22 protein-coding genes are annotated in these 22,034 nt (G+C 71.8%); 12 read left to right on the forward strand and 10 right to left on the reverse strand.

The genetic code is table 11. The annotated features are described in order from the left end of the window. Nucleotides 1–34: 34 nt before the first annotated feature. From HJC40_RS03210 to HJC40_RS03220, 3 genes are read right to left on the reverse strand one after another with little or no spacing between them, the layout of a single operon-like run. Nucleotides 35–673 carry a response regulator transcription factor gene (locus HJC40_RS03210; protein WP_249998087.1) on the reverse strand — a complete coding sequence of 213 codons (639 nt, stop codon included), beginning with the start codon at nucleotides 671–673 and terminating at the stop codon, nucleotides 35–37. Continuing rightward, nucleotides 670–858 carry a hypothetical protein gene (locus HJC40_RS03215; protein ID WP_249998088.1) on the reverse strand — a complete coding sequence of 63 codons (189 nt, stop codon included), beginning with the start codon at nucleotides 856–858 and terminating at the stop codon, nucleotides 670–672. The genes HJC40_RS03210 and HJC40_RS03215 overlap by 4 nt, the downstream gene beginning before the upstream one ends. Before the next feature lie 57 nt (nucleotides 859–915). Further along, complete coding sequence (locus HJC40_RS03220; RefSeq protein ID WP_249998089.1) at nucleotides 916–2,379, reverse strand: sensor histidine kinase; 1,464 nt, start codon at nucleotides 2,377–2,379, stop codon at nucleotides 916–918. Between the two features lie 109 nt (nucleotides 2,380–2,488). Here HJC40_RS03220 and HJC40_RS03225 point away from each other — a divergent pair, with 109 nt between their 5' ends. Beyond that, nucleotides 2,489–3,850 carry an alpha/beta fold hydrolase gene (locus tag HJC40_RS03225; protein WP_249998090.1) on the forward strand — a complete coding sequence of 454 codons (1,362 nt, stop codon included), beginning with the start codon at nucleotides 2,489–2,491 and terminating at the stop codon, nucleotides 3,848–3,850. Between the two features lie 106 nt (nucleotides 3,851–3,956). Here the strand turns inward: HJC40_RS03225 and HJC40_RS03230 are convergent, their stop codons facing one another. Continuing rightward, the gene (locus tag HJC40_RS03230; protein ID WP_249998091.1) at nucleotides 3,957–5,861 is read right to left on the reverse strand and encodes an anthranilate synthase family protein; all 1,905 of its coding nucleotides are present in this window, start codon (nucleotides 5,859–5,861) and stop codon (nucleotides 3,957–3,959) included. Nucleotides 5,862–6,597: 736 nt separating this feature from the next. Beyond that, entirely contained in the window at nucleotides 6,598–6,828 is a 231-nt protein-coding gene (locus HJC40_RS03235; RefSeq protein ID WP_249998092.1) for a hypothetical protein, read from the reverse strand. A 307-nt stretch (nucleotides 6,829–7,135) separates the two neighbouring features. Between HJC40_RS03235 and HJC40_RS03240 the strand changes: the two genes are divergently transcribed. Together HJC40_RS03240 and HJC40_RS03245 are read left to right on the forward strand one after the other, a co-directional pair. After that, nucleotides 7,136–7,510 (forward strand): response regulator transcription factor, encoded by a 375-nt coding sequence (locus tag HJC40_RS03240; protein WP_249998093.1) that lies wholly within the window; start codon nucleotides 7,136–7,138, stop codon nucleotides 7,508–7,510. 28 nt (nucleotides 7,511–7,538) lie between these two features. Further along, nucleotides 7,539–9,575, forward strand: coding sequence for an ATP-binding protein (locus HJC40_RS03245; protein ID WP_249998094.1), 2,037 nt, complete (start codon nucleotides 7,539–7,541; stop codon nucleotides 9,573–9,575). A gap of 89 nt (nucleotides 9,576–9,664) precedes the next feature. Here HJC40_RS03245 and HJC40_RS46000 read toward each other — a convergent pair whose 3' ends face one another. Both HJC40_RS46000 and HJC40_RS03255 read right to left on the reverse strand, forming a co-directional pair. Further along, the gene (locus tag HJC40_RS46000) at nucleotides 9,665–10,738 is read right to left on the reverse strand and encodes a zinc-binding alcohol dehydrogenase (protein WP_249998095.1); all 1,074 of its coding nucleotides are present in this window, start codon (nucleotides 10,736–10,738) and stop codon (nucleotides 9,665–9,667) included. Beyond that, nucleotides 10,731–11,699: a Gfo/Idh/MocA family protein gene (locus HJC40_RS03255; protein WP_249998096.1), complete on the reverse strand. Its 969-nt coding sequence runs from the start codon at nucleotides 11,697–11,699 to the stop codon at nucleotides 10,731–10,733. Before HJC40_RS03255 ends, HJC40_RS46000 begins: the two co-directional genes overlap by 8 nt. 199 nt (nucleotides 11,700–11,898) lie before the next feature. On the opposite strand from HJC40_RS03255, the gene HJC40_RS03260 reads away from it, so the two are divergent. From HJC40_RS03260 to HJC40_RS03285, 6 genes are all read left to right on the forward strand, one after another. Further along, entirely contained in the window at nucleotides 11,899–12,897 is a 999-nt protein-coding gene (locus tag HJC40_RS03260; protein WP_249998097.1) for a glucosyl-3-phosphoglycerate synthase, read from the forward strand. An 8-nt stretch (nucleotides 12,898–12,905) separates the two neighbouring features. After that, nucleotides 12,906–14,039, forward strand: a complete 1,134-nt coding sequence (locus HJC40_RS03265; RefSeq protein WP_249998229.1) for a glycosyltransferase — start codon at nucleotides 12,906–12,908, stop codon at nucleotides 14,037–14,039. A gap of 61 nt (nucleotides 14,040–14,100) precedes the next feature. Then, a complete protein-coding gene (locus HJC40_RS03270) occupies nucleotides 14,101–14,970 on the forward strand; it encodes a serine hydrolase (RefSeq protein WP_249998098.1) in 870 nt (289 codons plus the stop codon). Between the two features lie 133 nt (nucleotides 14,971–15,103). Then, a complete protein-coding gene (locus HJC40_RS03275; RefSeq protein WP_249998099.1) occupies nucleotides 15,104–15,610 on the forward strand; it encodes a phospholipase in 507 nt (168 codons plus the stop codon). Between the two features lie 68 nt (nucleotides 15,611–15,678). Then, nucleotides 15,679–15,846, forward strand: a complete 168-nt coding sequence (locus HJC40_RS03280) for a hypothetical protein (protein ID WP_249998100.1) — start codon at nucleotides 15,679–15,681, stop codon at nucleotides 15,844–15,846. A 74-nt stretch (nucleotides 15,847–15,920) separates the two neighbouring features. Further along, nucleotides 15,921–16,400, forward strand: a complete 480-nt coding sequence (locus HJC40_RS03285) for a GNAT family N-acetyltransferase (protein ID WP_249998101.1) — start codon at nucleotides 15,921–15,923, stop codon at nucleotides 16,398–16,400. On the opposite strand, the gene HJC40_RS03290 is transcribed toward HJC40_RS03285, so the two are convergent. Then, on the reverse strand, nucleotides 16,354–17,529 hold the full coding sequence (locus HJC40_RS03290; protein ID WP_249998102.1) for a PP2C family protein-serine/threonine phosphatase: 1,176 nt from the start codon (nucleotides 17,527–17,529) through the stop codon (nucleotides 16,354–16,356). The genes HJC40_RS03285 and HJC40_RS03290 overlap by 47 nt on opposite strands. Nucleotides 17,530–17,793: 264 nt before the next feature. On the opposite strand from HJC40_RS03290, the gene HJC40_RS03295 reads away from it, so the two are divergent. Beyond that, nucleotides 17,794–18,507: a SigB/SigF/SigG family RNA polymerase sigma factor gene (locus HJC40_RS03295; RefSeq protein ID WP_249998230.1), complete on the forward strand. Its 714-nt coding sequence runs from the start codon at nucleotides 17,794–17,796 to the stop codon at nucleotides 18,505–18,507. Nucleotides 18,508–18,517: 10 nt separating this feature from the next. Here HJC40_RS03295 and HJC40_RS46005 read toward each other — a convergent pair whose 3' ends face one another. Both HJC40_RS46005 and HJC40_RS03305 read right to left on the reverse strand, forming a co-directional pair. After that, complete coding sequence (locus HJC40_RS46005; protein WP_249998103.1) at nucleotides 18,518–20,008, reverse strand: PP2C family protein-serine/threonine phosphatase; 1,491 nt, start codon at nucleotides 20,006–20,008, stop codon at nucleotides 18,518–18,520. 9 nt (nucleotides 20,009–20,017) lie between these two features. Further along, nucleotides 20,018–20,701, reverse strand: a complete 684-nt coding sequence (locus HJC40_RS03305) for a class I SAM-dependent methyltransferase (RefSeq protein ID WP_249998104.1) — start codon at nucleotides 20,699–20,701, stop codon at nucleotides 20,018–20,020. Nucleotides 20,702–20,755: 54 nt separating this feature from the next. On the opposite strand from HJC40_RS03305, the gene HJC40_RS03310 reads away from it, so the two are divergent. Together HJC40_RS03310 and HJC40_RS03315 are read left to right on the forward strand one after the other, a co-directional pair. Beyond that, a complete protein-coding gene (locus tag HJC40_RS03310) occupies nucleotides 20,756–21,109 on the forward strand; it encodes a GntR family transcriptional regulator (RefSeq protein WP_249998105.1) in 354 nt (117 codons plus the stop codon). Further along, a complete protein-coding gene (locus tag HJC40_RS03315; RefSeq protein WP_249998106.1) occupies nucleotides 21,106–22,026 on the forward strand; it encodes a DUF1648 domain-containing protein in 921 nt (306 codons plus the stop codon). Before HJC40_RS03310 ends, HJC40_RS03315 begins: the two co-directional genes overlap by 4 nt. Nucleotides 22,027–22,034: the final 8 nt, after the last annotated feature.

Genomic DNA, 22,034 nt, shown 5'->3' on the forward strand with positions numbered 1-22,034 from the left:
CGCCGCGCCTGCCGACGTCTTGCCCGGCATTCGCTCAGACGAGGCCGGCGTCGTGGACCATCACCGCCGCCTGCGAGCGGTTGTTCATGCCCAGCTTGCCCAGAACACGCGACACGTGGCCCTTCACGGTCGAGACCCCCATGCCCAGCGCGGCCCCGATCTCGGCGTTGGACCGGCCCTGCCCCAGCCCGATCGCCACGTCGCGTTCCCGATCGGTCAGCTTGCCGAGCTGCTCCTGCGCCCAGGCACGGCGTGACCCGCCGCCCGAGGCAGCGACGAAGCCGACCACCGCCCCGATAACCTGCGGTGACAGGACGCTCTCGCCCCGGGCGACCTTCCGCACGGCCGCGATCAGCTCAGTCGGAGGCGTGTCCTTCAGCAGAAACCCGTTGGCGCCGTTCCGAAGAGCCTGCAGAACGTAGTCATCCACATTGAACGTAGTCAGAATGAGGATCTGCGGCGCCCGCGGCCGCGCCCGGATCAGCCGGGTGGCCAGCACCCCGTCCATCCGCGGCATCCGGACGTCCATCAGCATCACATCGGGCCAATGCGCGTCCGCCGCGACGATTGCTTGCGCCCCGTCCTCGGCCTCGCCCACCACCTCGAGGTCGGACCGCCCGCCCAGCAGGAACCGCAACCCGGTGCGCACCATCGGATCGTCGTCGACGATCACCACCCGGATGGGCCGCTCATCCCCGCGCAGGGGGTCGACCTGTCCCTGGTCCGGGCCGTCGCCCGCTCCGGCACCACCGCGGCCTCCGCCAGCGTGAACCAGGTCTTCACCAGCGCCACCTTCACCAGCGCCACCTTCACCAGCGCGACCTTCACCAGCGCCGCCTTCACCAGCGCAACCTTCACCAGCGCCACCTCCGCCGGCGCCGACACGACGCCCGGCAGCGTCGATCGGCGGCGGTGCTACTCCTGCCACGGCAGCCACGCCTCCAATCGGAAGCGTTCGCCGTCGGCGCCGTACTCGACCCGGCCCCCGACCAGCCCCACGCGCTCCCCGACGCCGGTCAAGCCGGTGCCGGATCCGGGTAGCTCCTCGCCACCCGGCACGTCGCCGTGGTGGCCACCCAGCGAGTTGACGACCAGGATCCGGAGGTCACGGTCACCGCCGCCGTCGAGCAGCACCTCGATGTCGGCCCCCGGAGCGTGCTTGCGCGCGTTGGTCAGCGCCTCCTGCACCACCCGGTAGGCCGTCCGCCCCAGCTCCTGCGAGGGCGATGCCCGCGGCACCACCCACGCGAAGTCGATGTTCATCCCCGCCGTCCGCGCCCCGTCCAGCAGATCGGGCAGATCCCAGAACCGAGGCTGCGGCGGCTCAGGCTGAAAGCGTTCCAACCGTTCACGGACGCCTTCCGTCCAGGCCTCGTCCTCCGCGTCGGTCTCCGACTCCGCCTCCTCAAGGATCTTGGCCCACATGTCGTCGGAGTCCGGTGTTGCGGCGTCCTGCTCAGCCCCCGCCTCGCCGCGGCCGCCGCGGTCGCCGGAGTCGCTGCGTTCGTCAGAGTCGCCGCGTTCGCCGGGGTTGCCGGGGTTGCCGGAATCGTTCTGCTGACGCCGTGCAAGATCCGCCGAAGCGTTCAAGCCGGTGTGGGGTTGGTCCGGCTGACGCAGGACGCCGATGACGGAGCGCAGCTCTTCCAGCGCCTCATGGGAGCTGACCCGGATCGTGCGCGCGGCCGCCGCGATTTCGTCGGGACGGGCGTCGGCGCGGACCTCCAGGGCGCCCGCGTGCAGGCTGACCATGGACATGCGGTGGGCGAGCACGTCATGCATCTCGCGGGCGATGCGGGCGCGTTCGGTGAGGCGGGCCTGCTGCATCCGCAGTCGCTGCTGAGCCAGCGCGTTCGCCGCCTCGGCCCGCAGCGTCGAGGTCAGATGGCGATAGGCCCGAAGGAACAGCCCCCAGCCGGCCGCGGCCAGCACGGTCACGGATCGCAGAAGCAGATCGACCCAGAGCTCGAAAGGCGGGTCGTGCTGCAGCGCGTAATAGACGACGCCCGTGCCGACGTGGGCGGCGGCGAGCCCCAGCACGAGAACCGCCCGCCGGCGGATGGCGACGGTGAAGAGCGCCATCAGGATCGGTCCCGTCGCCATCACCGAGATGACGCCGAGTGGCAGGAGCGCGAGGCACACCCCGAGCGGCCATCGTCGGCGCACGAGCAGAGCGGGCGCACAAGCGACACCGATCGCCACGTCAGCCTGCCACGGGATGGCCGCGTGCGGCGCGGTCGCGTCGCCCAGCACGACCATCACGGCGCCGTAGGCCAGCGCGATCAGCACAGCCATGGTGTCGGCCGCCCGGTCGCGCAGCACCGCGTGCCGGCTGCCCGGCGGACCGGGCACCAGCAAGGCGAACAGGAGCGACGACATGAGCGGAGCCTACGAGGCGACGAGTCCGTTGGGGACCTACCAAAGTACTGGGTCGACCCCCGACCGATGGCGGCTGTGCTCAGCGGCGCGAGCGGCGATTCTCAGCGCCATGACTTTTCCTCCGGCAATCGTCTGGGCTCTGGTCGCTGCTTCCTGGGGTGCGGTCGCAGGGTGGTGGACACCGCGCGGCCCGCTCACCGTCACCCAAGCATTGTGCTCGGTCGGAGTCAGCGCCGCGATCGGGTGGGCCGCCGGCCGGTCCGGCCGGTCCCGTCTGGTGTGGCTGGTGCCGGTCTTCTTCGTCGTGGCGCTCGAGCTAACCCGCGCCCGTGTCGCCGGTCCGTCCACCGGCCCTCCACATGCCAGCCCGTTCGGCGTGATCGTCTTGATCGCCGGTCGGGGAGTGCAGGCGGTGCTGACCTTGCTGCCGCTCCTGCTGGGCCTCGCGATCGGCCGGGGCGTCCGCCGGCGGCTGGGTCGTGTGCTCGTGGCCCTGCCCGCGGCCGGTCTGCTCCTGCTGACCGCCGTCATCGCCGTGCCTGCCCGCACCGCGCCGATCACGGGTGGCGTGGCCGAGTTGACCCAGGTCGGGCGCCTCGGCGTCATGATCCGCGGGGCGAGGGCCGACCTGCCGGTGCTGCTGTTCGTGCCGGGCGCTCCCGGCGGGTCCGAGCTGGGTAACGTCCGCAACCGCCTGGCGCCTGTCGAGCAGCGATTCATCATGGCCACCCTCGACCGGCGAGGCGGTGGCTCGTCCTATCCGGCGCTCGACCCGACCTCGCGCGTGACGCCCGACCGGATGGTCGACGACATCCTCGAGGTGGCCGACTATCTACGCGGGCGCTTTCGCCAACACAAGATCTACCTGCTCGGTCATTCCGGCGGCTCGATCCTGTCCGTCCTCGCGGTGCGGCGGCACCCGGAGAAATTCGCGGCCTACATCGGCACCGGCCAGGCCGTCGACCTGCCCGCGAGCGACCAGATCTTCTACGACGACATCCTGGCCTGGGCGCGTTCCAGCGGTCGCGAGGGGGTGGTCCGGCAGCTGACCAGGCAGGGTCCGCCCCCATATCCCGACTTCTGGGCCTACGAGCCGATCCTGACCTACCAGAACCAGGCGTACGACCAGGAGCCGCTCGACCTGGGGCTGGGCGTCCGGGAGTACACGCTGCTGCAGAAGGCGCATGTGCTGAACGCGATCCTTGATACCTGGAGCGTCCTCTATCCCCGGATGCAGGGCATCGATCTGCGCCGCGATGTGCCGAGCTTGACGGTGCCGACGTGGTTCCTCCTGGGCGGCAACGAGATGCGCGGTCTACGGGTCCTCTTCGACGATTGGTACGCGCGGCTGCGGGCACCCGACAAGAGACTGGTCGTCGTGCCGGGCGCCGGTCACCCGGTGCTCTTCGAGCGGCCCGAGCGATTCGTCGAGGTGCTGGACGAGGTGCTCGACGATGTGCCGGCCCGGTAGTCGCCCTGAGGCCCCGTTGCTCGCCGGCTATCCGATCGCCGGGCGTACGGGGCCGGTGGCCCAAGCGGAGGCTCTCGATCCCCTTGAACCACCGGCATTATCTTCGCTACCCGTTCTTGGCGATGCTAATCACGTCGGACATCACTTCCGGCAGAAGTTCGGCGAGCACGGCCACGCCGTCGCGGCTCAGCACCGACTCCGGGTGGAACTGCAAACCGGCGAATCCGGTGCCCCGCAACGCATGCACGGCCGAGTCGGTGGTGTCGCGAGCGATCTCCACCCGGCCGTACGGGGTGTCCCATTCATCGACGGCCGAAAGCGCGGTGAAGCTCGAGTAGAAGCCGATCCTCCGCCGCGTCCCGAAGAGGTCGATCTCCCGGGCCAGCCCCTGATAGGGCGAGACGCGCCGGTGCAGGTCGAGCCCGAGCAGCCCGGCGAGGATCTGATGCCCGAGGCACACGGTCAGCAGCGGCTTCCCTTCCGCCAGCCGGGCCGCGACCAGCTCCCGCATCACCGCCATCTTCGGGTCGGCCTGATCGCCGGGGTCGCCGGGCCCCGGCCCGGCGACGACCAGGTCGGCATCAGCCACGGCCACGCCGGCACCGGTTCCTGCGGCACCGGTTACGGCGGCACCGGTTACGGCGGCACTTGCCACGGCGGTATCGGTCATGGGGGTACCGGCTGGGCGCAGGGCCGTCCACGGGACGACCGTGACGGTCAGCCCGAGGGCCCGCAACTGGTGGGCCAGCATCGCGGTGAAGGTGTCCTCCGCGTCGACGATCACGGCCGTCCGGCCGGCCAGGCCGGGGACGGTGAGCGCGTCCGGCGCCCGCGAGTCGAGCCAGAAACGGGCCAGCCCCTCGTTGCGTGCGGCCAGCGCCGCCCGTACCTCCGGCGACTCCACCTCGGCGCGGGCCGGCCCGGGGCGGGACGCGACGGCGCCGAGCGCGGCCAGGACGCCCGCGGCCTTCGTGTGGGTTTCCGCGACCTCGCCCGCCGCTGTCGAGTGGCGTACGAGGGTGGCGCCGACCGGCACGCGCAGGGCGCCGTCCGGCGAGATCTCGGCCGTGCGAATCAGGATCGGCGCGTCCAGGGTCTGCCGGCCCTGGTCGTCGTGGTCGAGCAAGGCAAGCACGCCGGCGTAGTAGCCACGCCCGCGGCGCTCGTGGCGGGCGATCACCCGGCAGGCGTTCTCGATGGGGCTGCCGGTCACGGTCGGGGCGAACATGGTTTCGCGCAGCACGTCGCGCACGTCGAGGGAGCCGCGCCCGGCCAGGAGGTATTCGGTGTGGGTCAGGTGCGTCATCTGTTTGAGGTAGGGCCCGGCGACCTGACCGCCGTGCTCGGCCACGGTCGCCATCATCTTGAGCTCCTCGTCGAGCACCATGTAGAGCTCCTCGATCTCCTTCGGGTCGCGCAGGAAGTCGAGCAGGTGGCCCGAGCCGTTGCGGAAGGTGCCGCTGATCGGGTTCATCATGGTGATGCCGTCGACCACGCTGACGTGCCGCTCCGGGGTGGCGCCGACCAGCGTGCGGGTGCCGGTGTGCACGAGGAACGTCCAGTAGGTGCCCTGCTCGGCGGCGAGCAACCGGCCGAAGGCGGCTCGCGCGGCGGCGATCGGGTCGCCGTCGACCCGCGCGGTGTAGACCCGGTGGATCACGAAGTTGGCGCCCTCCCCGCGGCCGATCTCGTCGCGCAGCACGTCCTCGACGATCGCGCCGTAGGCGTCGTCGGAGAGGTCGAATCCGCCACCGCTGATGCTGAGCGGCCCGGGTGGGAAGGCGTCGAGCGGTTCCTGGCGCGACGACCGCACGACCAGGCACTCGAGGGGTGCGCCGTCGTCGACGCAGTCGAAGCCGCGCTCGGTGATCTGCCGGTAGGGGATGACGGCCAGCGTGGGGCGGCCCCGGTGCAGCGGGATGTCGTCGAGCGAGGCAACGGTGACGACGTCGCCTTCGAGCACCTCGACGTGGTCGGCGCCGTCCCGGTGGAGCAGGGCGAAAGGCCGCATGGTGGTCCTCTTTCGGATCTCGGCGGCGCCGGCCGAGGCCCGACCATACGAAAAGGCCGCCTCGGGGAGGCGGCCGCGTGGTGGGTACGCGAGAAGTATGGCCGCCAGTCAGGCGGGCCACCAGTTCCTTCGCGCGTTCAGCATGGTGCCGAGCCTACGACCCGCCGCCGAAGCCACACCACCCCCGTCCCAGATTTCCCCCGGCCGGACCACCGCCGGAGCCGGCTGGGGCGCGCCGCTCATGCCAAGCGCCGCGCCGGAGCCAGGCGAGGACAAACGGGTGGGAACGGAGTGGCGCGACGGGTCAGGCGAGGACGAACGAGGCCCGCCGGGTCAGGTTGGAATGAGTGGCACGCCCTGCTTAGACCAGGACGGAAGCGGCCCGCCCTCGAAGGGGAAGGGGGTGGCGCGCTGGGTTGTACGAAGACGGAGTGGCCCGCCAGGTCAGGTGGGGACGAGTGGCGCGCCGGGATCGAGTGGACACGCAGTGGCGCGCCGGCATCGAGTGGGGACGAATTGGCGTGCCGAGATCGCGTGGGGACGCAGTGGCGTGCCGGGCTCGAGTGGGGATGGAGTGGCGCACCCGGCTTGGGTGGGGATGGAGTGGCGCACTCGATCGGGTGGGGACGGAGTGGCGTGCCGGGATCGGGTGGCGACGGGGTGGCACGCCAACATTGGGTGGGGACAGAGACGTGCTGGGTCAGGTGGCAGCCGAGCGGCGCGCCGGACTGGGCGGTCAGTCGAAGGCGGAGCGGACGGCCTTGCGGGCCCACCGCATGCGGCCGAGGGCGCAGTCGGGGTGCTCGCCGAACTCCTGGGCCACCAGCTCGGCGCAGCGGGCCTCGCCGAGGCGGTCGACCGTGGTGGTCACCGCCTCGCGGATCAGCTCAGGGGTGGGGCTCTGTGAGCGCTGCAGGCTGGAGACGAAGAGAGCTTCGGTGCGGATCGAGTCGAGGACTGTGTTCATCGGAAACCTCCCGGGCGGCGCAAGTGGGGCCTGCAACCAGAACACCCGAGCGCGGATGCAGGTGTGCTGCGTGGCGGGTGCGCGTGGGTTGCACAAGTCGGCACTCCTCGGCTTCTGCCGGGGGCGGTGGCGCCGCCGGCTGTCTCGTGCGGGTGCATCGGCATTTGCGGAGGGGCCTCTGCTGGGGGCGGTGGTGCCGCCGGCAATCCGGGCGGGCGCGTCGGCATTCTCGGAGCGGCCTCACAAGTCCGACTAACCGGATATGGTCCCGAAGTAGCGTCTGCGCTGACAACCGAGGGAGAGTGCCGTGACGGTGGTCCTGGTCGCCGATGACGACGCCGACATCCGCGACCTGGTGGCGTTCAAGCTGGAGCAGGCGGGCTTCGAGGTGATCGCCGTCGAGGACGGGCAGGCCGCGGTCGAGCAGGCTCGTGATCGGCAGCCCACGCTGGCCGTGCTCGACGTGTCCATGCCGGGGCTGTCCGGCATCGACGTGTGCCGCAAACTGCGGGCCGACCCGTCCACGGCCGGGATCCTGATCATCATGTTGACCGCGCGCGTGCAGGAACAGGACGTCGAGGGTGGTTTCAGCGCCGGCGCCGACGACTATGTGACCAAGCCGTTCAGCCCGCGCGAGTTGGTGTCACGCATTCAATCCCTTCTGAGCCGGGCCCGGGCTTGAGGGCCGGTCGGCCGGACGCTACGGGACGATGCCACGTGACCGCTCCGTCGAGGGGCTGCCCAGCGACGGGAAGCCGCACAGCGTCGACGGGCCGCCCAGCGACGAGAAGCCGCCCAGCGACGAGAAGCCGCCCAGCGACGAGAAGCCGCCCAGCGACGGGAAGCCGCCCAGCGACGGGAAGCCGCACAGCGTCGACGGGCCGCCCAGCGACGAGAAGCCGCCCAGCGACGGCAAGCCGCGTAGCGACGGGAAGCCGCGCAAGGCCGGCGGGCTACTCAGCGTCAGCGGACTGCTGAGCAGGGCCTTCGCGGTCCTGGTCGCGCTGATCGTCGGCTCGGGCCTGGCCCAGCTGACCACCCTGCTGGTCGAGCACCGGGCCGTGCAGCAGCTCACCGCCGAGGTGCAACCGTTGCAACTGGCGAACGCCGGCCTGCACGACGCGCTGGCCGACGCGCAGAGCGGCTTGCGCGGCTACCTGCTCACCGGCGACCGGCAGTGGCTCGACGCCTACGCCGGCGCGCGCGGCGAATACTCGGTCGCCGGTGACGACCTGCGCCGGCTGAGCGGTGACCACCACGCCGACGCCACGAAGGACCAGATCGCCAAGGCCGACAGCTGGTGGGCGAACGCCGAGACCCAGCGGACCGCGCCGGCCCGTAGCGATGCCGCGATCCGGTCGGCCGAGCGGGCCGGACCCCTCTACCAGTCCTTCGTCACTGCCAACCACGAGCTCCGGGTCACGCTCGAGGCTCGTGCCGACGGTCTTCGCGGCCGGGTCCGCACCCTGCAAACGGTGGCGGTCGTGGTCGTCGCGGTGCTGACTGTCACGGTGGCCGCATCGGCCGTCCTGATCGCCGTGCGGGCCGGTCGCCGCCTCACCCGGCCGCTGGGAGCGGTCGTCGAGACCCTCGGCCGCGTCCGCGACGGGCAGCTCGACGCCCGGGCCGACGTCACGAGCGGCCCGGTCGAGATCCGGGCCGTCGCCGAGGCGGTCAACGCGGCCGCCGAGCACAGCGAGCTCATCCGCCGCAACGAGGAACTGGTCATCGCCCGGCTCGAGGCGCTCGACACGGTCAAGACCGACTTCATGTCGACCGTCTCGCACGAGCTTCGCACGCCTCTGACCAGCATCTCGGGCTATCTCGAGCTGCTGCGCGACACCCAGCCGGACGATTTGAACGACGCTCAGCGGCGGATGCTCGACGTGATCGCGCGCAACACCCGGCGGCTGCGGGATCTCGTCGAGGACATCCTCACGCTCTCCCGGATCGAATCCGGCGGCTACGACAGCGACCGCACCCCGCTCGACTTCGCCCAGGTCATCGACCAAGCCCTCGTGGCGATCGGCCCCGTGGCCCACAAGAACGCGGTCGTTCTGCACCTCGACGTCCGAGGTCCCCTTCCGGTACGCGGGGACAGCGCCCAACTCGCCCGGGTACTCGACAACCTGCTGACCAACGCGGTCAAGTTCACCCCGGCCGAGGGCACGGTGACCGTGCACGCCGACCGCCGCGGCGACCATGCGGTGCTCGTCGTCGCCGACACCGGCATGGGGATCCCCGCCGCCGAGCAGCAGGCGCTGTTCGGCCGTTTCTTCCGCGCCACCAACGCCATCCGGCAGGCGATCCCCGGCACCGGACTGGGCCTGGCCATCGTGCGCACCATCATCGAGAACCACAGCGGCACCATCGGCGTCACCTCGGCCGAGAACGAGGGCACCACCATCACCGTCCACCTCCCGGCCGACCGCACCGCCCGCGCCGAGTCGCCGTCGCCCCCGGCCGAGGCCCGGACGAACGACCCGAACGACCCGAACGACCCGAACGACCCAAACAATTCGGATAAGTCGGATAAGTTGCGGGATGGGGTCGAGCAAGGAAAACCGCTCGAGCCGAGCCACCCCAGCCGCCCGGGTCAACCGGGAGACCCGGGGTGGCCGGACGAGCCGGAGTGGTCCGACGCGGGTAAGGGCGGGCAACCGGCCGGGCGCCCCGCCGCCGCCTGGCACGCCGAACGGGTCGGGCACTCGCGCGCCGATCAGGGGAGCCCGACCGAGCATACCTGACCTCACGCGCCGATCACGGGAGCCCGCTCGGGCGCACCTGACCTCACGCGCCGATCACGGGAGCCCGACCGACCACGCCCGACCCGTGCTCAGAAGCTCAGGACCGCCTGGAGTTCGTGCCGCTCCCGCGACGCCAGCTGGTCGAGCAACGCGGGCCCGTCCTCGAACGGCACCACCGCGGTGATCAGGTGCTTCCGGATGGCCTCGCCGTGCCCCCGCAGCAGGTCGATGGTCGCCGCCGAGAGCCGCTCGCGGTCCCACGTCGGCGCCAGCCCGCGCGGCACCCGGCCGATCTGGGCGGTGCGGATGCCGAGCCCGTTGTGGTGGAACTCCTCGCCGAGGCGTACGTCGTCGGCCCCGCCCGGATAGAAGGCCAGGTCGATGACCGTGCCCTGGGGTCGCAGCAGCCGCAGCGCCAGGTGCAGGGCCGAAGCCTGCCCGCGGCACTGGAAGACCACGTCGGCCCCGCGGTCGTCGGCCGTGTGCCGCCACGCCGTCTTGAGCGTGGGCGCCGGGTCGGCCGAGGAGTCCATCGTCTCCAGCCCGAGCGCGGCGGCCACGGCCAGCCGGGCCGGGGTCGGGTCGAGCACGACCACCGAGGCCGCCCCGTGCGCCTTGGCGAAGAGCGCCGTCAGCAGCCCGACCACGCCGGCGCCGGTCACCGCCACCCGGCGGCCGGCCACGCCGTCGCCGAGCCCGCGCACCGCCGGCCCGTGCAGGTCGGCCGCCGCGTGCAGCAGGCCGTTCGCGCAGATGGGGCCCATGTGCGCGACGTAGATGCCGAGCAGCGGGTCGAGGTCGTCGGGCAACGGCACCACCCGGTCGCGCACCGGATCGCCGGTCCAGCCGCTGCGATGCCCGTACGTCATGGCCACCACGCTGCCCTCGGCGACCGCCGGCGTCCGGCTCTCGGTGACCTGACCGACCTCCATGTAGCCCAGCCGGGTCACCGGGTAGGCCGCGGCCGGGGGCCCGCCGAACAGCCCGAGGACGGGGTCGAAGCTGTGGTGCAGCGCCGGGTTGGTGCCCTTGACGAAGGTCAGCTCGGTGCCGGCCGAGATGCCGCTGAACAGCGTGCGGACCCGGAACGGCCCGTCGGCGACCGGCTCCTCGACGACCTCGAGCTGTCCGGGCGCCGCGACGATGAGGTTGCGGTCAGACACCGGGCACCGCCACGGGTCGCCCGGCCACGGCCGACGCGGCGACGGCGAGGGCCAGGGCGTGGGTCTTCAGGGCCTCCGCGTACGGGACCCGGACGTCGTCGCCCTCGCCGCGGACCGCGCTGATGAACGTGGCGTCGACGGCCACCCGGGCCTCGTCGGGATCGCTGGCGACGGAGTAGGACTCGTCACCGTCCCGCACGGTCAGGCCGTCCTCGGCGATCGACAGGGCCAGGCCGTCGGCGAAGATCTCGAGGCCGGCCCGCTGCTTCCAGCCGAGCACGCAGGTGGCGGCCAGGGTGCCGATCGCCCCGTCGGCGAACCGCAGCGTGGCCACCGTGGTGCTGTCGATGTCGGCGCCCTCGACCGCGGGCGGGACGCCGTTGCCCACCGCGGAGACCTCGAGGACCTCGCCGGCCAGGTAGCGGGCCAGGTCGAGCACGTGCGCGGCCTGTTCGACGACCGGGCCGCCGGAGCGGTCGCGGTGCGGCCACCAGCCCACCGGCGGCACCTTGTCGAGCCAGGCGCCGGTCACCAGGCGGACGGGCCGGCCGTCCAGCAGGGCCCGGGCGCGGTCGGCGATCGCCAGGTATCGCCAGTGATGTCCCACGGCGGTGAGAATCTTGCGCTCGTCGGCCAGTGCGGCCAGTTCACGTGCAATGTCTAGATCAACCGCAATGGGCTTTTCCACGAATAGCGGGAGCCCAGCCTCGATGACCGCTCGCTCGGCCGGCCCGTGGGCGAACGGAGGCACGCATACATAGACCGCGTCCAGCCCTTCGGCGAGCAGCGCCTCGACGTCCGGCACCACCTTCATCCCGTACGTCTCGGCCAGCGCGCCGGCCGCGGCCGGCGCCACGTCCGTAACCGCCGTCAACTGGGCATCCGGCAGACCGGCGAGCACCCGCGCGTGGCGCTGAGCCACCCCGCCCGCTCCGATCAATCCAACCCGTGTCGCCGCCATGCAGCCGTCCCCTTCGTCGATGAGTGATACGGCGGCACACCTTTTCCGGCCCGCGACCTGCGAAACATCGGACATCTGGCCCCCGAGATGCTGGTCTCACGGAGTTAATCGAAAATCAAGATTGATTAGCGCTCAGGCCGGGCAACTGGCGATCTCCATTGTCGATGTGACATCGGGGGTGTCCATGCAGCAGCCGCACATGTCCAATCCGTCCGGCCCGTTGCCCGTGGTCGAAGCGTGGGCCACGTACCGCACCGGCAACGCCAACCAGTGGACGGCGGCCGAGCTCGCCGCGACCAAGAAGGACCGGGTCAGCGTGGTGATCCCGGCTCGTAACGAGCAGGACACCATCGGTGACATCGTGTCGGTCATCCGGCGCGACCTCATCGAGCGCGTCCAGCTGGTCGACGAGATCGTCGTGGTCGACTCGCGGTCGACCGACGCCACGGCCATGCTGGCCCGGGCGGCCGGCGCGCGCGTGGTCGCCCAGGACGACATGACCCGGGGCCTGCCGCGGATGGAGGGCAAGGGCGACGCGCTCTGGTCCGGACTGGCCGCCAGCACCGGCGACATTGTCGCCTTCGTCGACGGCGACCTGCGTGACTTCTCGTCGACGTTCGTCACCGGCCTGGTCGGCCCGCTGGTCACCAACCGGTCGGTCGAGTTCGTCAAGGGCTTCTACCACCGGCCGCTGGTCGGGGCCACGAGCGTCGAAGTCGACGGCGGCGGCCGGGTCACCGAGCTCAGCGCCCGGCCCCTGATCAACCTGTTCTGGCCCGAGCTGGCCGGGTTCGTGCAGCCGCTGGCCGGGGAGTACGCCGGTCGCCGGCACACGCTGGAGAGCATCCCGTTCGTCTCGGGCTACGGCGTCGAGATCGCCATGCTCATCGACCTGCTCGACCTGGTCGGCCTCGACGCGCTGGCCCAGGTCGACCTCGGGGAGCGGCACCACCGGCACCAGACGATCGACGCGCTGGGCCGCATGTCGGCGCAGATCATGGTGACCGCGTGGAGCCGGCTGCACCGGCACGGCCTGGCCACCACCCCGGTGCCGCCGACGACCCTGCTCACCCAGTTCCAGCGTGGCGGCGAGGACGCCCTGCCGCACCTGAACCGGCAGGTCGTGGTGTCCGACGTCTCGGTCGACGAGCGCCCGCCGCTCGTCACGGTGCCGCGTCCGGCGGTGCGCGCCGCGTGAAGGTCCTGATGAACGCCGGCCCCTGGCTGCCGGTGCCGCCGCGTGGTTACGGCGGGATCGAGAACATCGTCGCCACACTCGTGCCCGAGCTGCGCCGGCTCGGCGTCGAGGTGGTGCTGGCGACGGTCGGCGACAGCGAGCTGCCGGTCGAGGAGAAGATCGCGGCCTTCCCGTCCGGGCAGTTCAAGCTCCTCCAGCGGCCGTACAACCAGGTGTGCGGGGTGGTGCCCGCGCACCAGCTGGCGGTGATCCGCCGCCTGGCCGAGGGGGACATCGACGTCCTGCACGACCACGTCGAGGCGGCCGGCCTGATGACCGCGGCGGCCCTCGGCCCCTCGGCGCCCCCGGCCCTGCAGACCCTGCACTGGGACCTGAAGAAGCATCCCGAGCTCTACGGCTCGTTCGACGGGGGCGGCCGGGTGTTCGTCAACGGCGTCTCGGCCGACCAGCTCACACACGCTCCCGCGGCGCTGCGGGCCCACGCCATCGGCCATGTGCATCTGGCCACCCCGCTCGCGGCGGACCCGCGCCCGGTCCCCGACAAGGGTGCGTACGCCGTGGTGCTGGGCCGCATCAACGCCGGCAAGGGCCAGGACCTGGCCGCCCGGCTGGCCCACGAGTACGGGTTCGATCTCGTGCTGGCCGGCCCGGTGGGGCCCTACCACGACGCGGAGGCCCTGGCCGCGGCCGATCCGCAGAACCCCGATGTGGCGTTCTGGCGCGAGCACGTGGCCCCGTACGTCGACGGCGACCGGGTGCGCTGGGTCGGCACCCTGGTCGGTCAGGCTCGCGACGACCTGCTGGCCCGGGCCCGGGCGTCGCTGTTCCCGCTGCGCTGGAACGAGCCCGGCGGCACGGCGATCGTCGAGTCCCTGGCGGTCGGCACTCCGGTCGTGGGCATCGCCCGGGGCTGTCTGCCCGAGCTCATCGAGCACGGCCGCACCGGCCTGCACACGACCGACGAGGTCGAGCTGGGCGAACTGGTGCTCAAGGCCGGTCTCATCGACCCGGCCGAATGCCAGGCCGAGGCCGCTCGCCGGTTCTCCCCGGCGGTGATGGCGGCCGGCTATGCCGAGCTCTACGAGAGGCTGAAGTCGATCACGGTACGTATCGATGCCGATGCCCAAAGTGCCGGGGTTTGAGTCTTCGGCGCGGAGACGGCACTATGCACCGGTGCGGCATCGGCGAAACCTCATCATTGCTGTGGCGGCAGCCGTGATCCTGGGCGGCGGCGGCCTGATCGCGCTCGGCGTGAGCGACGACGACGACGGCGTCCTTCCGGCTGCTCTCACCGGCGGCAACGCGAAACCGGCCGGCCCGAGTGCCGAGGAGCTGGCCAAGCGCGAGCGCGCGAAACGGGCCAAGGCCCTCGACGCCGCCCTCAAGCAGGTCGCGGCCGAGACGCCCGACTTCTCGGTCGCCGTCCTCGACAAGAAGACCGGGCAGACGTACGCCTATCAGGGCGCGACGACGTTCGACACGGCGAGCATCGTGAAGGCCCAGATCCTCGCCTGCGAGCTGCTCAAGGCCCAGGACGCCGACCGTGAGCCCACCGCGGCCGAGATGGCGCTGGCCACCCCGATGATCCGGGCGAGCGACAACGACGCGACGACCGCGTTGTTCCAGCGTCTCGGGGGCCGGAGCGCGATCACCAAGTGCAACAAGCGCCTCGGCCTGACCCAGACGACGGTGAACAAGGCCTGGGGCCTGACCAAGACGACGGCCGCCGACCAGGTCAAGCTGCTGGCCAAGTTCGCCGACACCAAGGGTCCGCTCGACGCCGACTCGCGCAAGACCGCTTTCTCGCTGATGAACACGGTCAACGACGACCAGAACTGGGGCGTGCCGGTGGTCGCCAAGCCGGGGGAGAGCGCCACCGTCAAGAACGGCTGGGACACGCGCTCGGCCGACGGCGGTCTGTGGGCGGTCAACACGATCGGCCGGGTCACCTCGCCCGACGGCAAGGTCAACGTGTCGCTGGCCGTGCTGTCGCACAACAACCAGTCGATGGACACCGGCATCGCGCTGGTCGAGAAGGTCGCCCAGCTCACCCGGCAGCACCTCAAATACTGACCCTAACCAACTGAAGGACCGTTCAGGAACACTCGTCGGTATCTTCGTCCGCGGGTGCGGGATTTCATCGATTGGCATGGATTCGTTCACCGGTTGACCGGACGCTCGGAGCATCCCCCTCAAGGAGGCTCCGTTGACCCGACGCATCCTCGTCGTCCTGTTCTTCGCCGTCGCCGCCCTCTTCCCGGCCGGCGCCGCCCACGCCGCGGACTCCAAGGCCACCGTCCTGGCCCGCTGGACACAGCCGACCGCAGCCGCCACCGCGGCCTGGAACGCCGCCCGCGCCGACCGCCGGCCGTGGGCGTCGTACAACTTCGACTGGTCCACCGACTACTGCTCCTCGAGTCCCGACAACCCGCTCGGCTTCGCCTTCGACGTCTCCTGCTGGCATCACGACTTCGGTTACCGCAACTACAAGGCGATCGGGACCTTCCCGGCCAACAAGGCGCGGGTCGACGACGCGTTCTACGCCGACCTCAAGCGGGTGTGCGCGGGCTACGGCTCGGTCTCGCAGGCGGCCTGCGTCAGTCTCGCCTGGATCTACTACCAGGCGGTCCGGAACTTCGGCTCACTCGCGGCGGTGAAGCAGGCCGACATCGACCGCGCCGCCGCCCTGCTGCCCGAGGGATCGAAGAACTAGCCCGCTGTTCACGCGGACGTCATCGGCCGTTGGAGCGGCCCGGCGGTCGGTGACGGCATCCTGCAACGATGTTCGGATTTCTGGTCGGCGGACTCGCGGCCGTGTGGGGCGTGATGGTCGCCGTCCTGGACCAGGCGCCGCCCAGCCCGCGCACCCGCAAACTGTGCACAGCCCTGCTGATCGCCCTCGGCGCCGTGGTCGCCGCCGGCGGCATCACCACCATGGCCGACGTGTAGCCGACGCCACCCGGTCCCTTCGGGGCCGGAATCGGCTGTTTATTCGGGCGCCGGTCGTTTGCCATCATCGGCTCATGCCGAGCGTCCGCCCGTACCAGTCGTCCGACCGCGAAGCCGTGCTCGCGCTGGCCCCTCGCCTGACCATCGGGGTGGCCCCCTGGCGCGACCCCGCGGCGGTCGGCCGGGCCGTGGCCGGCTGGGTCCGCGACGCGATCGACGGGACGGACGGCCAGGTCCTCGTGGCCGTGGCGGACGACGGGCGGCCGGCCGGACTGGTGACGGTGGGCGAGCGCCGGCACTTCTCCGGTGAGGTGGACGCCTACGTGGGCGAGCTGGTGGTGAGCGCCGAGCACGAGAAGCACGGCATCGGCACCTTGCTCCTGCGCGCGGCCGAGCAGTGGGCCCGGGCCCGCGGCCGGCGTCACCTCACCCTCGAGACCGGTGCGGCGAACACGGGCGCCCGGGCTTTCTACGCCGCCCGCGGCTTCCTCGAGGAGGACGTACGGCTCACGAAGGCGGTGGAACGCCCGGATCCGGCACGCCGATCGCCATGACGGCGGTGTCGTCGTCGAGGCCGTCGTCGAAGCTGTCGAGCAGGCCGACGAAGGCTTCCACGACCGCGGTGGCCGACGCCGGCGCCCGGTCGGCGGCGAAGCTGGTCACCGCGTCCAGTCCGAAGCGGTCGTCATCGCTGGCGCCGCGGGTCGTGCGGGCCTCGTTGAGGCCGTCGGTGTGCAGGACGAGCGTGTCGCCGGGCCGCATCGTGAGCGGGGTGTTGGTGTAGACCGAGTCGGGGAACACGCCGACCATGCGGCCTTTGGTGGGGTGCCGGGCCACCGTCCCGCCGGCCCGCAGGACGAGCGGTTCGGGGTGGCCGCCGCTCGCCAGCACCGCCCGGAAACCGGCCGGCTCCGGGGTGAGGATGCCGAACACCACGGTGCAGTAGCGGGCGTCCCGGCGGTACTCCTGATAGAGCACGCGGTTGAGGTTGTGCAGGACCGCGGCCGGGTCGGGGTCGTAGACGGCCGCGGCCCGCAACGTGTACCGGGCCAGCGACGTCACCGTGGCCGCGTCGATGCCCTTGCCGCTGACGTCGCCGAGGAAGAATCCCCAGCGGTCGTCGTCGAGCGGGAACAGGTCGTAGAAGTCGCCGCCCACCTCGTCGACCGAGGCCATCCGGTAGTGGGCCGCGGCCTCCAGGCCGGGTGGGGTCTGGAGCACCGCCGGGAGCAGGCTGCGCTGCAGGTCGGCGACCAGGTGGCGGAGGCGCCGGGTCTCCCGTTCGGCGGCCTGCCGGGCGTACAGGAGCTCCTGCTCGTAGGCCCGGCGTTCGCGACCGTCGAAGACGATCGTGCGGATCAGGCCGGGGCGCCCGTCGTCGCGGGTCAGCAGCGAGCTGACCAGGACCGGGAAGGAACTGCCGTCCTTGGCCCGCAGATCGAGGGCGACACCGCTGATCTCACCCTGCATGGCGAGCAGGGGGGACAGGTGGGTCTCGTAGTAGATGCGGGCGCCCATGGTGAGCAGGTCGCCGAACCGCTTGCGCCCGGCGACCTCGTCGAGCGTGTAGCCGAGCCAGCCCAGCAGGGTGGCGTTGACCTTGGCGATCGTGCCGTCCGGGGACGAGGTCAGGTTGCCGCACAACGCGTTCTCGTACAGGTCACCGGCGCTGTCTTCGGGCAATGCTGACAACCTTGCGTCGTCGTGGTCGAGGGGCGCCTACACACTATCCCGGCCCGAGGCCGAGCGGAAAAACGGGAACGTACCTGCGACACCTCATACTTTCGGTTGGCAATCGCTCCGCTGAAAGGATACGTTGGCGGAGGTGCGGGGAGTTCGTTTGTGTCTCAGGGAGAACCTGTGAAGGTTTCTGCTGTCTCTGCCCGCCGTACAAAGATCAACGTCGACCGCGACCAGGCCGGCGAGCTCATTCAGGCGTTCGCCGTCATGGACCTCGGTCATCCGGGCCGCGACGATTTGCGTCGCCGGGTCATCGAGTCGTGGCTTCCGCTGGCCCAGCACCTGTCCCGTCGCTACACCGGCCGTGGTGAGCCCGCTGACGACCTCGTCCAGGTCGCGATGGTCGGCCTGATCAAGGCGGTCGACCGGTACGACGCCGATCAGGGCGTCGACTTCGCCGGTTTCGCCATCCCGACCATCCTGGGCGAGCTCAAGCGCCACTTCCGCGACAAGGCGTGGGCGATCCGGGTGCCGCGCCGCCTGCAGGAAATGCGGATGGCCATCACGACGGCCAACCAGACCCTCAGTCACACGCTCGGCCGCGCGCCGACCGTCACCGACGTCGCCGCCCACCTGGGAGTCACCGAGGAAGAGGTCCTCGAAGGCCTGGAGGGCGCGCGCGCCTACAGCGCCACCAGCCTGTCGACCCCGATCGGCGACGAGAGCGGGCAGGAGCTGGGTGACACCCTCGGCTTCGAGGAGAACGGCTACGAGCTGGCCGAGCTGCGCATCGCGCTGGGGCCGGCGCTGGCCGCGCTGGACGAGCGGGAGCAGCGGATGCTGTCCCTGCGCTTCTACGGCAACCGCACCCAGGCCGACATCGCCCAGGAGATGGGCATCTCGCAGATGCACGTCTCGCGTCTGCTGGCCAAGGCGCTCGGGCGGCTGCGATCGCTGATGGAGGACGACGGCCGGCGCTGACCGGCCCGGCTCACTCCGGCTGGTGGCGGACCACGGCGAGGACGACGTCGTCCTCGGACTCGGTGATCAGGGCGTCGGAGAGGTGCTCGCAGATCTCCTCGGCGCTCAGGTGGGACTGGCCGGTGAGGGCCCCCAGCAGGGCGGCGAAGCCCTCGTCGAGCGGCCGGTCGCGACGTTCGAGCAGCCCGTCGGTGTAGAAGACGACCGTGGTGCCCGGCTCCAGATGCACCTCGTGGCTGGTGCGGCCGGTGCGGATGTGTGTGCCCAGCAGGGGCTCGGAGGCCGCCTGAAGCAGACGGGCGGCGCCGTCCGGCCCCAGCAGCGCCGGTGGGGGATGGCCCGCGTTGGACCAGCGCATGTCGTGCGTCGCGAGGTCGATGTGGGCCAGCACCACCGTGGCCAGCTCGTCGACCACCAGGCCGGTCATCGCGTCGTTGAGAGATGACAGAACCTCGCCGGGCGGCACCGGCAGCGCGTACGAGATGCCACGCAGCAGGTTGCGGACCTGGCTCATCGCCGCGGCGGCGTCGCGGTCGTGGCCGGTGACGTCGCCGACCGCGACGGCCAGGCGGCCGCCCGGGAGCTGGAACGCGTCGTACCAGTCGCCGCCGACCCACGCGCCCTCCGCCGCCGGGTGGTAGCGCACGGCCACCTCCAGGTGGTCGGGCTGGGCCGGGTGGCTCAGCAGGCTGCGCTGCAGGGCCTCGGCCATCTGGCGTTCCGTGGCCGCCGTCCGGCGCGACGCCACCCGGTTGAGCCCCAGCACCAGCGCCGAGGCGACCAGGCGCAGGAAGCCGCGATAGTCCTCGTCGTCGGGCAGGTGCGGGCTGAGCCCGGTGACCAGCTCCAGGCCCTCGGCGAGCGGCAGCCGCACCCGGCTGTCACCGCCGAGCCGGGGGCCGCTCTCGAGGTCCACCCCGGGCAGGTCGTCCGAGGCGTCCCGCAGCACGGGCAGCACCTGCTGGAGGAAGTGCGGCACCGACTCGACATCGGCGACCCGCTCGGTGAGCCGGTCCAGCAGCTCGAGCCGCCGCCGGCCGATGACCAGCGCGGTGGTCTCGGAGGCGATGTCGATGATGCCCTCGATCTCGCCGGCCGGGGACCGCACCGCCGAGTACGAGAAGGTGAAGTACGTTTCCTCGAGGTAGCCGTGCCGGTTCATCAGCAGCTTCATGTTCTCGGTCCAGGTGGCGCCCCGGCCCGCCCGCACCGACTCGAGCATCGGCCCGATCTCGTCCCAGATCTCGGCGAACGCCTCGCGCGCGGGCGCCCCGAGAGCAGCCGGGTGCTTGTCGCCGATCATCGGCACGTACGCGGCGTTGTAGACCAGCCGGAAATCCGGCCCCCACATGAGAGTGACCGCGTTGCGGGTGTTGAGCACCAGGTCCACCGCGCCCAGCAGCGTCGGGCTCCACGTGGACACGGGACCCAGTCCGGCCGCCCAGTCGACGCCCAGGTAGGCGGCACGCAGCGGGCCCGCGGCGTCCAAGGGGTTGATCACGTCCCGACCCTACCGGTGGACGCCCCCGGTCACGCGGGCCGTGACCGCCTGGTGCGGTTTCCCGGCGAACAGGAATCCTCCCTCGACTCCCGGCCCGGGGTGATGCAGCATCTCGGCCTCGACCGTGAAGCCGGCCGCCTCGAGCCAGGGGACCATTCGCCCCGGGCTGCGACGGTGCACGTAGACGTTCATCGGGTGCCCGCCGTACCCCTCGGTCTTGAGCCTGCTGCCCTCGCCGGCGTGGAAGCCGATCAGCAGGGCGCCGCCGGGCCGCAGCACCCGGTGGAACTCGCTCAGGGCCGTCGGCACCTCGTCGTCCGGCACGTGGATCAGCGAGAACCACGCCAGCACCCCGGCCAGCGACCCGTCACCGACGTCCAGCGCGGTCATCGACCCGACCTCGAAGCGCAACCCGGGATGGTCGCGCCGGGCCACCTCGATCATCGCGGGGGACAGGTCGACCCCGAACACGTCCAGCCCGATGCCGTCGAGGTAGCCGGTGAGGCGCCCCGGCCCGCAGCCGATGTCGGCGACCGGTCCGCCGCCCTGGGCCCGCACCATCTCGGCGAGGATGCCCAGGATCCCGCGCTGGAACGGCTCGCCGGCGAGCGCGTCGCGGAGGAGATCGGCGTAGCTCACCGCCACGGTGTCGTAGGACTTCCGGGTGTCGTCGATCCAGTCGGGCACGGGCATGCGAGGCACTCTACGGTCGTCGCTCACATCGACTTGTTATAGTAGAATGCAAACATGTTGTTCAGGGTCGACGGGTCGGCGGCGGAGCCGCTGGCCGATCAGATCGCCGCGCAGGTGCGCGGCGGCATCCTGCGGGGCGAGCTCACCCCGGGCGAGCGGCTGCCGGCCGCCCGCGAGCTGGCCGACGTGCTCGACGTCAACCTGCATACCGTGCTCCGGGCCTACGCCAAGCTCCGCGACGAGGAGCTGATCGAGCTGCGGCGCGGCCGGGGTGCCGTGGTCCGCGGCGACGCCGACGCGGCCCGGCTGCGCCTGGTCGAGCTGGCCCGGCAGTTCGTCGGTGAGGCCCGCCGGCAGGGCCTGGCCGACGCCGAGATTCACGCGATACTGAGGGAGGCACAGCCATGAACCGACCGAGGACAGTGGCCGCGATCATCCTGATCTGGCTGCCCGTTGTGGTCACCGCGGCGACGTGGGCGGCCTGGTCCGACCGCTTGCCCGAGCGGATGGCGACGCACTGGAACGGCTCCGGCGCGGCCGACGGCTACAGCTCGTCGGGCGCGTTCGCGACGGCGATGCTGGTGGCCGGCATGGTCGCCGGTCTGGCCGGTGTCGTGGCCGCGTTCCGCGCTCGCGGCGTCCCCGGCCGGCGTTACCTGCTGGGCGGGGCCGGGGTGCTGGCCGGCAGCGCGGCCGGCGTCTGGGTGGCCGCCGCGACCGCGAATCTGGCCGATCCGGCCGACCCCCGGCCCGGGTGGCGCTTCCTGTTCGTCGTGGCCGGGATCGCCTGGGGCGCTGCCGTCGCCGTGGTGGCCGGGCCGTCGCCGGTCACGCCGCCGCCGCCGGCCCCGGCCGTCACCCCGCTCGACCTCGGACCGGCCGAGCGGGCCGCCTACAGCACCACGCTGCGGGCCCCGCTGATCCTCGCCGTGACCGGGGCGGCCGCCCTGCTGATCGCGGTCCTGGCCGCCGCCGGACTGAGCGTGCTCTGGCCGGTGCTCGCGCTGCCCGTCCTCGCCGGTCTGGTCCTCGGCCAGGTGCGGGTCACCGCCGACCGGCGCGGCCTGCGGCTGGTGGCCGGGCTGATCGGCCTGCCGTTCACGACCATTCCCTTGACCGGCATCGCCGGCGTCGAGGTGGCCGACATCGAGCCGCTGGAGTGGGGCGGCTGGGGCTACCGGGTGACGCCGGGCCGGGCCGCGCTGGTGCTGCGCCGCGGGCCCGGTCTGGTCGTGCACCGCACCGACGGCCGCCGGTTCGCCGTCACCCTGGACGACCCCCGTACGCCGGCCGCGCTGCTCTCGGCTCTGCGGTCCCGTACCTGAGGACCGAC

This window comes from Actinoplanes sp. M2I2 (genome assembly GCF_023544445.1).
Taxonomy (GTDB): Bacteria; Actinomycetota; Actinomycetes; order Mycobacteriales; family Micromonosporaceae; genus Actinoplanes.

Excerpts from the sequence above, each read along its gene's own strand:
- HJC40_RS03220 (WP_249998089.1), bottom strand. The coding sequence starts at position 2,379 with ATGTCGTCGCTCCTGTTCGCCTTGCTGGTGCCCGGTCCGCCGGGCAGC.
- HJC40_RS03225 (WP_249998090.1), top strand. The coding sequence starts at position 2,489 with ATGACTTTTCCTCCGGCAATCGTCTGGGCTCTGGTCGCTGCTTCCTGG.
- HJC40_RS03230 (WP_249998091.1), bottom strand. The coding sequence starts at position 5,861 with ATGCGGCCTTTCGCCCTGCTCCACCGGGACGGCGCCGACCACGTCGAG.
- HJC40_RS03235 (WP_249998092.1), bottom strand. The coding sequence starts at position 6,828 with ATGAACACAGTCCTCGACTCGATCCGCACCGAAGCTCTCTTCGTCTCC.
- HJC40_RS03245 (WP_249998094.1), top strand. The coding sequence starts at position 7,539 with ATGCCACGTGACCGCTCCGTCGAGGGGCTGCCCAGCGACGGGAAGCCG.
- HJC40_RS03255 (WP_249998096.1), bottom strand. The coding sequence starts at position 11,699 with ATGGCGGCGACACGGGTTGGATTGATCGGAGCGGGCGGGGTGGCTCAG.
- HJC40_RS03260 (WP_249998097.1), top strand. The coding sequence starts at position 11,899 with ATGTCCAATCCGTCCGGCCCGTTGCCCGTGGTCGAAGCGTGGGCCACG.
- HJC40_RS03265 (WP_249998229.1), top strand. The coding sequence starts at position 12,906 with ATGAACGCCGGCCCCTGGCTGCCGGTGCCGCCGCGTGGTTACGGCGGG.
- HJC40_RS03280 (WP_249998100.1), top strand. The coding sequence starts at position 15,679 with ATGTTCGGATTTCTGGTCGGCGGACTCGCGGCCGTGTGGGGCGTGATG.
- HJC40_RS03285 (WP_249998101.1), top strand. The coding sequence starts at position 15,921 with ATGCCGAGCGTCCGCCCGTACCAGTCGTCCGACCGCGAAGCCGTGCTC.
- HJC40_RS03295 (WP_249998230.1), top strand. The coding sequence starts at position 17,794 with ATGGACCTCGGTCATCCGGGCCGCGACGATTTGCGTCGCCGGGTCATC.
- HJC40_RS03305 (WP_249998104.1), bottom strand. The coding sequence starts at position 20,701 with ATGCCCGTGCCCGACTGGATCGACGACACCCGGAAGTCCTACGACACC.
- HJC40_RS03310 (WP_249998105.1), top strand. The coding sequence starts at position 20,756 with ATGTTGTTCAGGGTCGACGGGTCGGCGGCGGAGCCGCTGGCCGATCAG.
- HJC40_RS03315 (WP_249998106.1), top strand. The coding sequence starts at position 21,106 with ATGAACCGACCGAGGACAGTGGCCGCGATCATCCTGATCTGGCTGCCC.